Source organism: Limnobacter sp. (assembly GCF_043511195.1).
In the GTDB taxonomy this organism is placed as follows: domain Bacteria; phylum Pseudomonadota; class Gammaproteobacteria; order Burkholderiales; family Burkholderiaceae_B; genus Limnobacter.
Genome location: NZ_CP121330.1, coordinates 1,272,602 through 1,285,164, shown reverse-complemented (window position 1 = coordinate 1,285,164; position 12,563 = coordinate 1,272,602). Strand labels below are relative to the sequence as shown.

The following is a 12,563-nucleotide window of genomic DNA, read 5'->3' as shown; positions in this document are numbered from 1 at the left end:
CGATCCTGAAATAGATGAAGGATGAATCGAGTTTAGTTGAGCTGAAAGCTGGTTTCAACTTGGGGTGGATTTTTCAGCGTTTGTTGCACCACACAACAGCGCTTGGCCGCGAAGGTGAGCGCTTTGACCATGTCAGGATGAGTGCCCTCCGTGACTTTGAACTGGACCGCACACCGCATCCGCTGAAAGCCAACCGGCACATCGGGCGACATGTTCAACGCACCACGCACATCCACATCAGCGGTCACGCGAACTTCCAGAAACTCCAGTTCAACCCCCAGCACATTTGCGACCATGCGCATGGAAGACTCCTGACAGGCAGCAAGCGCCGCACACAACATGTCGCCCGGAGTGGGCGCATCGTGCAAACCACCCAAGGCGCGGTGTACACCAATTGGCACTGCCACCCCACAGCCATCCATGGGTTCAACAACAGAATGAAAAGGATCGGAAGGATCGACTCCGCGGGTCACCGCATGGTCTGTCACCATTGCAGCACCGGGATCTTCCTTGTAAAGGGCGCGCACTTCACGCTGGGCATTGGGTACAGAAACAGACATGGCAAACTCCGGTGGTGTAAAAACAATGAACGACTCAATGCCTTCACTGTGCAGCACCACCTGGTTTTTAATCCCTAGGAATTCCTAAATGTTTGCTATATTTTACTAACAGCCCACCGCAGGAATGTCACTTGAGCCCTTCCTATTTTTTCAGTCACTTTGAATTGCGCACAGGCGAACGAATTCTGTTGCGTCAAGGTGAAATCGTTCATTTGGGCCCACGCACCTTCGATTTCTTGTTGTGCTTGGTGAGCAACCACCAACGGGTGCTTAGCAAAGATGAAATTCTTCAGACCGTGTGGCCGGGTGTGGTGGTTGAAGAAAATAATTTGACGGTACAAACATCGGCTTTGCGCAAGGTGCTGGGTAGCCAAGCCATTGCCACGTTGACTGGGCGTGGTTACCAGTTCAGCCTTCCGGTCAAATCCACCGCCGACGTGCAAGTCGCCTCGCAAAGCAAACACCCCACAATTGCTGTCATGCCTTTCAAAATTCTGGGCGAACAATTTGATTTGCGATTTTTGGCTGAAGGTTTGCTTGAAGGCGTGATTGCATTGCTGGCCAGAGTGCCCGGCTTTTTGATCATTTCACAAGCATCCACACAAATGTTTCAGCATTCTGAAGCCAGTCTGGGCGAAATCGCGGAACAACTTCAAGTGCAATACGCAGTTCTGGGCAGCATTCGGCCCGTGGGCAATTTGATACGTGTGAATGTACAACTGGCAAACGCACACACTGGGCAGGTGTTCTGGAGTGGTCGTTTCGAGAGTTCTCCCCAAGACGGCCACGACCTGCAGGAAGACATTGCAAGAGGGGTACTCAGCGAGCTTGAGCCCGAACTGATCAAAGCGGAGATTGCACACATTCGCCGGCAACGCCCGCACAACCTCGACGCCTGGGCACACTACCAAGAAGCCATGGGCGCACTGGGCCAGCACGGCTGGAGCGAAACCGGCTTGCGCAATGCGCGGCATCAACTCGAAAACAGTTTGGAAATAGACCGTGACTTTGGGCTGGCTCAGGCACATTTCGCCTTGCTCACAGCACTGTCACGAAACATTGGCCTGCTTCCCCACTCTGACGAAGTTCAGGCCAACGCCCTGAATGCCGCACAAAAAGCGATTGAACTGGACTCAGGAAATTCCGAAGTCATGGGTTACGCAGGCTGCGCGCTGTGCGACCTGGGACAAACCCGGCAAGGACTAACCACCTTGCAGGCGGCCTTGCGTTTGAACCCAAGCAACGCACAAGCACAGGTGGCCCACGGTGCGGCTTTGGCAATGATGAACGAGCTTGAAAAGGGCATCGCCCAAATGCGGCTCGGCATGCGCATTAGCCCAAAAGACAGGCGACTCGGCTTCTGGTTGTGGATATTAAGCTGCTTCCTGCTGCGTGCAGACCGCCCCCACGAGGCCCTGGAAGAAGCCCAAAAAGCTGTTCAGCATGACACGCGCTTTCATCTGGCTCATGTGGCCCAAGCTGCCGCGTTCGACACATTGGGTAACGCAGAATGTGCCCAACATGCTTTAACGCAAGCGCGCACTGTTCGCCCCGAACTAACCATTGAAGAAATTGCACAGTCACACGGCAAAAAAATAGCCGCGCGAATCAGTGCACTTTGGCAGGCAAAAGCATAAAATACGCCCTTGATCCGAAAAACAGATCCACAAGGTACACACGCCATGATCCGCCTGTCCGAGCTGAAGCTTCCACTCGACCACACCGAAGACGCCCTGCCCGCCTTAATTTGCAGCACGCTTAAAATTTCTGCCGACCAGCTTCAAGGCTTCAGCATTTACAAGCGCAGCTACGACGCCCGCAAGCAAAAGCTGCTGCTGGTGTACATCGTGGACGTGAAACTGAATAGTGCACGGCTTGAAGCCCAACTTCTTGACAAGTTCAGCACCAACTCGCACATTCGGCCTGCGCCCGACATGGTTTACCAGTTGCCGGTGAAATTGAATGAAGCCCCTGCCATTCGACCCGTGGTAATCGGCTTTGGCCCCTGCGGTATTTTTGCCGCCATGATGCTGGCGCAAATGGGCTTCAAACCCATTGTGATTGAACGCGGCAAACCAGTGCGCGAACGCACGAAAGACATCTGGGGCCTGTGGCGCAAGCGCGTGCTGCACACCGAATCGAACGTGCAGTTTGGTGAAGGCGGAGCGGGTACGTTTTCGGACGGAAAATTGTGGAGTCAAATCAAAGACCCGCGCTTCCTGGGCCGCAAGGTGATGACCGAATTTGTGAAAGCCGGCGCACCCGAAGAAATTTTGCTGGTGAGCAAGCCGCACATTGGCACCTTCCGTTTGGTGAAGGTTGTTGAGAACATGCGCGAGCAAATTATCGCCATGGGTGGCGAAATTCGCTTTGAGCAACGGGTCAGCGACTTCCACATTGAAGACGGCCATATTCGTGGTCTGACCATCGAGAACTTTCAAGACGGCAAGCACTACGAACTGCGCGCCGACCATGTGGTGCTGGCGCTGGGCCACAGTTCACGCGACACCTTTGCCAAGCTGCACGAACGCGGCGTGTACATGGAAGCCAAACCATTTTCCGTGGGCTTTCGAATTGAACACCCACAAGGCTTGATCGACCGCGCCCGCCTGGGCCAACATGCAGGCCACCCGCTGCTCGGCGCAGCCGATTACAAACTGGTGCACCATGCTGCCAATGGCCGTTCGGTGTACAGCTTTTGCATGTGCCCCGGCGGCACGGTGGTGGCGGCCACCTCGGAGGAAAACCGCGTAGTCACCAACGGCATGAGCCAGTACTCCCGCAACGAACGCAATGCCAATGCGGGCATTGTGGTGGGCATCAGCCCAGCCGACTACCCCGGCGGCCCGCTGGCAGGCATTGCCTTTCAGCGCAAGCTGGAATCGAATGCCTTTGTGATGGGCGGCAGCACCTATGAAGCGCCTGGCCAACTGGTGGGCGACTTTATTGCAGGCAAACCATCGACAGAACTGGGCAGCGTAGAACCTTCCTACAAACCTGGGGTTCACCTGACTGATTTGGCGCAAGCCCTGCCTGAATATGCCATTACCGCCATGCGCGAAGCACTGCCCGCGTTTGGAAAAAAAATTAAAGGCTTCGACATGCACGACGCAGTGTTGACCGGTGTTGAAACCCGCACATCGTCGCCCTTGCGCATTACACGCGGCGACAATTTCCAAAGCCTGAATGTGAAAGGCCTGTACCCGGCCGGTGAAGGGGCCAGCTACGCAGGTGGAATTTTGTCTGCTGGTGTGGATGGCATTGAAGTGGCCGAGGCAGTGGCGAAAAGTTTGGTGGAAGGTTAGGCAACTACGGCTTGTGGATCATCCTCAAAAGTGATCACCATTTTTTTTCCGATCGCTGCTGTCGATTTGACAAGCGTTGCCAAAGTGACTGATGTATTTTCAGGATCAAGAAGTCGGTCCAACTGACTTCGGCTTGTTCCTATTTTCCGCGCCATTTCAGTTTTTGGTATCGACCTGGAAATCATTTCTTGCTCAATCATGCAAGCAATCACTTTCTTAATGGCCAAAGCTTCCGCTTCTTCGAAAATACCTTCTTCTTTCAAGAAGTCTTCAAAATTTGAGCCCACGTGTTTGTTCATTTACAGCCCCTTAACTTACTCAGCCTATCCTTAGCGATCTCTAATTCTTGCACTGGTGTTTTCTGAACCTTTTTGATAAAACCGTGAAGCAAAATCATTGCGCCGTCTTCAATCACAAACAACACCCTGGCAATTCGATTGCGTAACTTTGATCGAACCTCCCAAATACCACCGCCCAAATTATCGACCAGCGGCAAACCCAACGGCCACCCGTACTGAACAGTCAAAATATCAGCGCCTACGATTTTCCTATCAGCATCGGGTTTCAAGGCCTTTAGCCACGCTCTAACTGGCTCATCACCTGAGGCCTGACGATAAGAAACGCAATTCAATTTGAATTGCTTAATGGAAAAATCACTTTCGCTTAAATCTACCTTTTTTGGTGCGTAAGTCAAACTCTCTGTGCTTTTGTTACGAACCACCAACAACCACCCATTTCAATAAGGTCAAGCTTCTTCTGTAACAATTACTGGCATTCAGTTCTAAAGCTTTGCTTGCCCTCCCCACCCATTTGTAGCCCCCAATTACCCCACCTCAAATAGTTCATTCAACGAAGGTTTCCTGATACATTCAAAGCATAAGAACAAACCACTCCCGCGATGATCGTTTACACCGCCAGCAAATCGAAATTCCTCGACGACGTGTTGGACGATCAAATTCACGAAGTCATTCACCGCGAATTTCAGCGCAAGCTGTTCCGCAGAGCGGGGGACTCAGAAGTAAATTCTTGGCGCAACTCGATGAAAGAAATGCGCCAAGTGTTGAACGATCCCGACATTCCCGGCGACTCGCTGGTTTCAATCGAATACAACATTCCGCTAACGGGCAAACGCATCGACTTTATTTTGACTGGCCGCAACGCCCAGCTTGAAGAATGCGCCGTAATTATTGAATTGAAGCAGTGGAGTGATGTGCAAGCCACCAAGCAAGACGCCGTAGTGAACACCTGGCTAGGTAAGGGCAACATCAACACGCCCCACCCTTCTTACCAAGCGTGGACTTATGCCGCGCTGATCGAAGATTATTCCGAGGTGGTGCAAAACGAACAGGTACGCCTAAGTGCCTGCGCGTATTTGCACAATTTGAACAATGCCCAAGTAATCAACGATCCGTTTTACAAAGCACACACCGACCGTGCGCCTGTCTTCATTTCAAAAGACGCACGCAAGCTTTCCGAGTTTTTAAAAAAGCATGTGAAGTACGGCGACCAGAGCGACTTGATGTACCGCATTGAGCACGGAAAAATTCGCCCTTCCAAAAACCTCGCAGACAGCTTAGCCAATATGCTGTTGGGCAACCGCGAGTTTTTGATGATCGACGACCAAAAGCTAGTGTATGAAATGGCATTGGACATGGCCCATGCACGCGATGATGAGAAAAAACGCGTGTTGATTGTGGAGGGTGGCCCTGGCACGGGCAAGTCGGTGGTAGCCATTAACTTACTGAGTGAATTTACGCAACGTGGCAAGGTGTGCCAATACGTATCGAAAAACGCAGCACCCCGCGCCGTGTTTGAAGCCAAGCTGACCGGCACACTCAAAAAAACACGTATCGCGAATTTATTTCGTGGATCGGGCGGGTATGTAGACAACCAAGCCAATCAGTTTGATGTGTTACTGGTGGATGAAGCTCACCGCTTGAATGAAAAAAGCGGGCTATACGGCAATTTGGGCGAGAACCAAATTAAGGAACTGATCCACGCCAGCAAGCTGTGCATTTTCTTCTTGGACGAAGATCAGCGCGTTACCTTCAAAGACATTGGCAGCAAAGCGGAAATTCGCAAATGGGCGAAGGCCTTGGGCACCGAAGTAATTGAACAAGAACTACGTTCGCAATTTCGCTGCAATGGCAGCGATGGCTACATTGCGTGGCTAAACCACCACCTGCACATCAAATCCACCGCCAACCTGAACATGGACGGGTTGGACTTTGATTTCAAAGTATTCGATTCACCCACCGCCCTGCACAACGCCATACGCCAGAAAAACGAAGTGAACAACAAAGCCCGCGTGGTGGCTGGTTACTGCTGGGACTGGAAAAGCAAAAAGACCCCCAAAGCCTTCGATATTGAATTTCCCGAATACGGCTACAAAGCCCAATGGAACCTGGACGACGATGGCAGCACCTGGATAATCAAGCCCAACAGCGTGGAACAAGTGGGCTGCATACACACCTGCCAAGGGCTAGAGCTGGACTATGTGGGTGTCATTGTTGGCCCCGATTTTGTAGTGCGTAATGGCGAAGTGATCACCGACGCATTCAAGCGCAGCAACATGGACCAGAGCATCAAAGGGTTTAAAGGAGGACTGAAAACAAACCGAGCCAATAATTTGGCCTTGGCCGACGCAGTGATCAAGAATACCTACAAAACCCTGATGACCCGCGGCATGAAAGGGTGTTACGTTTACTTTACCGACGAGGAAACACGCGCACATTTTAAAGCGCTGTTGACTGAACTGAACAAAGTGGAGGTAGCGCCAATGTTGAACAAATACGAAGGGCTGGACTTACCCATTGTGCAAGCAGGCCAGGAAGCCGCCAACAGCGTACCCATTTTCGATTTGAAATTTGCCGCTGGGCAGTTTAGCGAATACCAGGAAGCCGACACGTTTGACCATGTTGTGTTGCCCACCCACCTGCACGCCAGCGAAGGCTATTTTGTAGCGCGCGTGGAAGGCGACTCAATGAACAAACGCATACATCCCGGCGCGTGGTGCCTGTTTCACTTCAACCCGCAGGGCACACGCAACGGAAAAATTGTGGTGGTACAACACCGCCGTATTTCAGACCCTGAACTGGGTGGGCAATACACCATTAAACGCTACAAAAGCGAAAAGCATTATGGTGAAGATGGCGTGGTGACCAGCGTGATTGTGTTGAAACCAGAATCAACGAATGACCAACACGAAGCGATTGTACTGAGTGCCGAGGATGCAGAAGAAATGGTTGTGGTGGCGGAGTTTTTGACGGTGGTTTGAGGGACAGCTTATCGGCTGGAGCGGATATTGGGACTGACCGCTGAAACATCTGAGTTATTAGCGAAAGCAGACTTCGAAACTTAGGCGACAGTCGATCATGACGCTGATCTTAGGAATCGAGTTCCAGGCTCACAATTTGGTGGCGAATGACCAGGATTAATTTTCATCCCGTTCATGCAATGCTTAGCAAGCATTTGAAATAATTCAGTTAAAGAAATAATTCGCGATATTCGGATGAATAGATATTGCTGCTATCGTTCGATAAGTCAAGTTATGTGCCAGAGTCCCCCGTTCTACGGAGTAGATGGAGAGAGTATGCGATTTTTATACGTAATGGATCCTATGTGTGCTTGGTGTTATGGGTTTCAGCCGGAGTTAGATCGATTTCTAGAACAGTATCCTTTAGCGGAAGTGGACTGGATCATGGGGGGGTTAGCTCCTGATACAACAGAACCCATGAACGAAAACCTAAAAGAAGCGATCTCTTCTTATTGGCATAAAATAGAAATGGTTTCTCAGGTAACGTTTAATCACAGTTATTGGGATCGAAATACACCTTATCGTTCAACCTACCAAGCTTGTAGGGCAGTGATATCAGCTGAAAAGTTAGCCGTAAAGAACTCTCAAAATATGGTGAGAGCTATTCAATCTGCTTATTACCGTGAAGCCAGGAACCCTTCTTTAGATAAAACGCTGATTGATTGTGCTGGGACAATAGGTTTATGCGAGGAGCAGTTTTTAGGTGTCCTTCACTCCAAGGAAACTGAACTTCAGTTTCAGGAACATTTAGCAATTACGCGTCGTTTTCAAGTTAGTGGGTTTCCCGCCCTCTTTTACATCAATGAAGAGAAAAAGGTTTATCCCCTAACTCATGGTTTTTGCAAAGCTGAAGAGCTTTTTGAACGTTTCTGTCCAATTGCAGAAGCGTAAGCGCATCACAATGCGTTTAAGAGCGACTCCGCAACGTGCTGGTTTCGCTTCGCTCAAGTTTGGCACACATTACTCCCGCCTTATTAACGCGGCGTTATCCCACGTCGGCTCAAGACCACTTTGGAGACGGTCCAAGTCGAAAGTCTCACGGCCGCTTCGGCCGAAAAGTAGAAGTCCAGCCGCCACATTTCACTACCGCCACTCTTCCAATCTTTGATTCTTCCTCAACACCGCACGCTGCAAACACATCGCATCGAAAAGTCCGTCCACTTCACTTAGCTGCTCGCTGAAAGGCAAAGCTGCCTTGGCCTGCACCCAAAAACTCTCGCTCAACGGCGATTGCAAATATCCCTCCTGCCACCAGCGGGTAATAGCAGGTTTGCTGCTTTCCATCCGGGGTGCTGAAGGCAATTTGTCTGACTTGCTGTTGTTGGCTTTGTCAGTGGCTGGCAACAAGTTCCACAAGTCGTTGTTACGCCAGCGTGCCCACGGAAAACAGTGGTCAATTGCTAGGTTGGTATCGTTCAACTTTCCGGCAGTCCACACGCAGCGCAAATCGGCATTCGATTCAATCAGCGCAATGGCAAGTTTGCGGGCTTCTGTAACGCAACGCTTCGGCGGGTTCAATTCAAGGGCATCGCGAATGGTGCTAACGGCTACTCCCTTGTTCCAGCTTTTGCTTACCAGTGCCCATTCGTTCACCAAAGCGGGGTCGATCCAGCAGGCGTATTGGCTGCAACAGTCCCAAATTGAAGTGGGTACATTGAATTCACCAAAGCTACTCAAATATTCTTTATCAAGGCACAAGTTCGAGCCGGTTGTTCGGGTTCGAAATGTTTGTCCAGAAAACACAGGGGAATCTGTTCCAGGCCAAGTGGTGTACGTGGTGGGCATTTTCAGAATATTTGCAGCGGCATCTTTTAACGCCTGATGCACCCAAGCAGCCTTGCCATCCTCAAACCTGCCACCCATTTGCAAATCAAAACCTGACAGTTTTCCAAGTTCAAAAAACGCGGTCTTCGCAAAGCCATAGGTGCCCTGCGGGTTTTGATGAATATTTTTGCGCGCCAGTAAAGGCAAATAAAGTTGCAACCACACCAATGCCAGCGCACCGAGGGGTAGAGTCACTTCGGTGTCATTGCGGCGCATCACCAAGCCAGGCAATGTCTCGGCAATGACGGTAATACAACGTAACAAACCCAGTTTGTACGTAGCCGATTTGCTGTCATTCACAATGATGTGGCGAACTATTGGCAGCGCACCTGTACCATCGTCGTGCAACTGAAACACCACGGTTTCCCAATTCACCTTTTTGCGTTGCATGGCATCACTGGTTCTGGAAACACGCCTTGGCTTTAAGGCCTGCTGCTTGGCAAACTGCTCAAGCTCGGCAACCGATACCTTGTGGAATATTCGCTGATCTTGACTTGGACCGTGCCGCAAACTGATCACCAACAAACCGCCGGGTGCCAACAAATTTGCCAGTATGCGAAAGGCCCTTTCGCGCGTACTTTCAGACAAGTGCATCCAGACAGCCGATACCAAGATCAAATCGAATGTTTGACTAAGGGCGCGCACCTTTCCCAATTCGGGCAAAGTGTCCGCAAGCCAATGCACGGGCATGCCTTGCGAGTGGGATTTGCCAAGCGCTAACAACTCACTGGCCGGTTCAACTGCCACCACGTCCCAACCCTTAGCGGCCAATGCTGTTGCATCGCGCCCGCTACCTGCTCCCACGTCAAGCGCCATGCCAGCCTTGGCAGGCAGAAGATCTAGCCAATCCCTGTGCACTTGCTCGAAGCTGAGCGCCTGGTACTGCGCAAAGCATTCTTCCGCTTTCAGGTTGTAGAAGTTAGATGCGCTCAACCAGTAACCTCGCTCAACTGTTCATTTTTGATCGATCCGCAATTGCACTGTAAATCGCGATGCTGACAATCTATCACCCTTCCCCTTCAGACAAAACCTTACATTTCTACCCCTTCCCACCTTTCCCGCATACTGCCGCCTGCCTCGTTTTTATTTTGCTGTCGCATGAACGCCCAAGCCCGCACATTTCACGAAGACCACCTTCAGCGCAAAGCCCAGTCTTTGCAACTGGCCTACACGCGCGCGCTGAATAGCCACGACGGTTCCGCCCCGCTTTACCTGCATCAAGAAATGGATTTTCTGGGGCACTTTGAGCCCGATGTTCAAGTAAGCCTGGCGATGGTGCCCGAGGTAATGCAGCAAGACCCCATGGCAGGCATCATGTTGATGACAGCCCAACTGAATACACAGCAAACCAGCGCCTTAGTCACAGCCTTTGAAAAAGGTACATTCAACGCCGCCTTGCTGGGTCAGTTGTTTGGTGCAACCAACTTGCCCGGTAATCTGGCCAATTTGATTGAAGCTGCTGCCAAAGCGCGCTTTACTTCAAAAATGAAAACCGAGTTGCGATCTGTGCTTGCGAGTGGGAAATCGCGCACCGTGAAACTGGGCAATGGTGTTGAACTGAAAGCTGTTGGCTTGAAAGGCCCCAACCAGTTTGGCAAACACGCTGATGTGCTTATACGTGTTCGTCAAACCAACGCAAAACAAATTACATTGCTGGAGAAAAACCAGTTTCAGCAAATCAGTAAAAACATGAGCACCAAGTCCATAGGACCAACGGCATTCAAACATGACAAAGTTCTTAGCTTGAGTAGACAAGCGGCTGATGAAATGTGGGAGCTTCGCAGGCTGACGGGGGCACCGTGGCTAAGCTCAATCAAAGTGGGCGGTGTTCTAAGCTTCGGCCCAACGTTAATCAGCGATGTCATCAACAACTACAACCACAATGCCCGGTTGGACCAGCGATTCAACTTCACACAGTTTGGAGTTGATTCGGCCACAAACCAAACAGGAAACCTGATTTCCATGGCGGGTGGAGCAACAGCTATGGCGTTGGCTGTATTTATAGCGCCGGCAGCTGTGGCAGGGGCCCCGCTTGTACTGTTGGGGTTATTTGGTTCTGTGGTTGCCGGTGTCGTCTACAGCCTCTCTGGGGCGGACAAACAGGTAAACAAAGCGGCAAAAGACGCATTAGGGGTTAAATAAAGTGTTTACCGGTCGAGTAACTCGCAATCAGTTTTTTATATCCATTTTGCTATTCAGCTCACTTCTTTGGCTTGCCTTGGCATTCCCTATGCGCCATGCACTCAGCCATTCTTGGGGGCTTCTTGTTGCAGGCTTTCCGATAGTGCTGATTCTTTACTCAGGATGGGCTTATCACTTTCTGTTCAGATCAAGCCTATCCCCGAGGGTATACATCGTCGAGTCACTCATTGGAATTGTCAGTTACGCACCATTCACCATGCAACCCGATCTGCTGTTTGCTACAGCGAGTTCGCTATCTGCGACGCAAAACATCCCAACATTCTTCAATTCAATCTTTGCCGTGATGATTTTGTTGATCAGTTTCTTTTGGGCATACCGTAACGCCCATCATCACATACCCAGAGTTGGAAGTGGCAGCTCCACTGAGGCATCTTGGCTAACACTGGATCTGGACCTAGACGAACACGCCTTTCTTTCGCCGCCAGGCATGAAACGACTAACCCCCTTGTTTATCGCATTCTCCGCCCTCGGTGGCACACTGTTATTGCTGGCACTCGTGGATGTTGGCGACGTAAACAGCGACACACAGAAGGCTCTTATTGTCAGAACGTGCTCTATGGCAATCACGATTATTATCTATTCACTATTGGGTGCTTCATTGGCAGAGGCTCTCTGTCTGATTAAAATTGAAAAACACCAAGCCAAAGGGCCACTCCGGGTGTATGACTTCGATGAGCGCCTTAAATGGCGCCACGACTACGTGAAATATCACCTCCCCGCCCCAATCCGCAAACTGAACCTGCGCTTGTTCAATCAACATGTGGAGGCGTATGAACGCCTCCAGAACGAAGTTAAATCTTCACGCACTTAATGCAATTGAACCCGGCGGTGACAGCAGCGCCACCCGTGCCATCGCCGTTCTGCGGTTTGTATTCTTCCGTGTATTCCGTGAACGCAAAGGTGACCACTTCAAGGTCGCCATCGTCGCCAGCACCCAGCGAAATATCAATGTCGCTCACGATCACATCTTTGAAAGTAATGCGCAAATATTCCAAAGGCACAAGGCCCGACTTCCTTTTGGTCAATACCATGGTGTCGTAAAGCTGACCCACACAAGTTTGCGCGTGCAGCGTTGGGGAAGCCCGGTCAACCCGCTTTTCTACACGCAATCCTTTCACCTCAGCACGGCCTGCCGGGGCCAACACGCCACCGTTTGCCGCCACCGCCACATGCATACCCCAGCGTGCTGTTAACAGCTCCATTTCGCCCGCATGCTTTAAGTCAACCGACTCACCTTTCACATTGCCCAATTTCAAAAACAGATCTGCTGACATGGCGTACCACTCTCAAGAATTTAAATAATCAAGAAGTGTAGTCAACCAGGCATAGAGGGTAGAAATTTACATTTCCGTCACC

Annotated in this window: 11 protein-coding genes; 6 read left to right on the top strand and 5 right to left on the bottom strand. The window is 50.8% G+C overall.

Going from position 1 to position 12,563, the window contains the following annotated elements; translation table 11 throughout:
* Positions 1-32 precede the first annotated feature (32 nt).
* Positions 33-560 (bottom strand): OsmC family protein, encoded by a 528-nt coding sequence (locus P0D43_RS06205; protein ID WP_394673524.1) that lies wholly within the window; start codon positions 558-560, stop codon positions 33-35.
* A 131-nt stretch (positions 561-691) separates the two neighbouring features.
* On the opposite strand from P0D43_RS06205, the gene P0D43_RS06200 reads away from it, so the two are divergent.
* Positions 692-2,197: a winged helix-turn-helix domain-containing protein gene (locus P0D43_RS06200; protein ID WP_394673523.1), complete on the top strand. Its 1,506-nt coding sequence runs from the start codon at positions 692-694 to the stop codon at positions 2,195-2,197.
* Positions 2,198-2,242: 45 nt separating this feature from the next.
* Complete coding sequence (locus P0D43_RS06195) at positions 2,243-3,865, top strand: NAD(P)/FAD-dependent oxidoreductase (protein WP_394673711.1); 1,623 nt, start codon at positions 2,243-2,245, stop codon at positions 3,863-3,865.
* Here the strand turns inward: P0D43_RS06195 and P0D43_RS06190 are convergent.
* Entirely contained in the window at positions 3,862-4,164 is a 303-nt protein-coding gene (locus P0D43_RS06190; RefSeq protein ID WP_159572615.1) for a helix-turn-helix transcriptional regulator, read from the bottom strand. The two genes, P0D43_RS06195 and P0D43_RS06190, sit on opposite strands and share 4 nt — an antisense overlap.
* Complete coding sequence (locus tag P0D43_RS06185; protein WP_394673522.1) at positions 4,161-4,559, bottom strand: type II toxin-antitoxin system RelE/ParE family toxin; 399 nt, start codon at positions 4,557-4,559, stop codon at positions 4,161-4,163. The genes P0D43_RS06190 and P0D43_RS06185 overlap by 4 nt, the downstream gene beginning before the upstream one ends.
* A 204-nt stretch (positions 4,560-4,763) precedes the next feature.
* On the opposite strand from P0D43_RS06185, the gene P0D43_RS06180 reads away from it, so the two are divergent.
* Together P0D43_RS06180 and P0D43_RS06175 are read left to right on the top strand one after the other, a co-directional pair.
* Positions 4,764-7,142 carry a DNA/RNA helicase domain-containing protein gene (locus P0D43_RS06180; protein WP_394673521.1) on the top strand — a complete coding sequence of 793 codons (2,379 nt, stop codon included), beginning with the start codon at positions 4,764-4,766 and terminating at the stop codon, positions 7,140-7,142.
* A gap of 315 nt (positions 7,143-7,457) precedes the next feature.
* Positions 7,458-8,072, top strand: coding sequence for a DsbA family protein (locus P0D43_RS06175; protein ID WP_341236547.1), 615 nt, complete (start codon positions 7,458-7,460; stop codon positions 8,070-8,072).
* 192 nt (positions 8,073-8,264) lie between these two features.
* On the opposite strand, the gene P0D43_RS06170 is transcribed toward P0D43_RS06175, so the two are convergent.
* Positions 8,265-9,938 carry a methyltransferase domain-containing protein gene (locus tag P0D43_RS06170; protein ID WP_394673520.1) on the bottom strand — a complete coding sequence of 558 codons (1,674 nt, stop codon included), beginning with the start codon at positions 9,936-9,938 and terminating at the stop codon, positions 8,265-8,267.
* A 165-nt stretch (positions 9,939-10,103) separates the two neighbouring features.
* Here P0D43_RS06170 and P0D43_RS06165 point away from each other — a divergent pair, with 165 nt between their 5' ends.
* Positions 10,104-11,147: a hypothetical protein gene (locus P0D43_RS06165; RefSeq protein ID WP_394673519.1), complete on the top strand. Its 1,044-nt coding sequence runs from the start codon at positions 10,104-10,106 to the stop codon at positions 11,145-11,147.
* A 1-nt stretch (position 11,148) separates the two neighbouring features.
* Positions 11,149-12,018: a hypothetical protein gene (locus tag P0D43_RS06160; RefSeq protein ID WP_394673518.1), complete on the top strand. Its 870-nt coding sequence runs from the start codon at positions 11,149-11,151 to the stop codon at positions 12,016-12,018.
* Here P0D43_RS06160 and P0D43_RS06155 read toward each other — a convergent pair.
* Positions 11,999-12,481 (bottom strand): type VI secretion system tube protein Hcp, encoded by a 483-nt coding sequence (locus P0D43_RS06155; RefSeq protein ID WP_159572603.1) that lies wholly within the window; start codon positions 12,479-12,481, stop codon positions 11,999-12,001. The genes P0D43_RS06160 and P0D43_RS06155 overlap by 20 nt on opposite strands.
* Between the last annotated feature and the right edge of the window lie 82 nt (positions 12,482-12,563).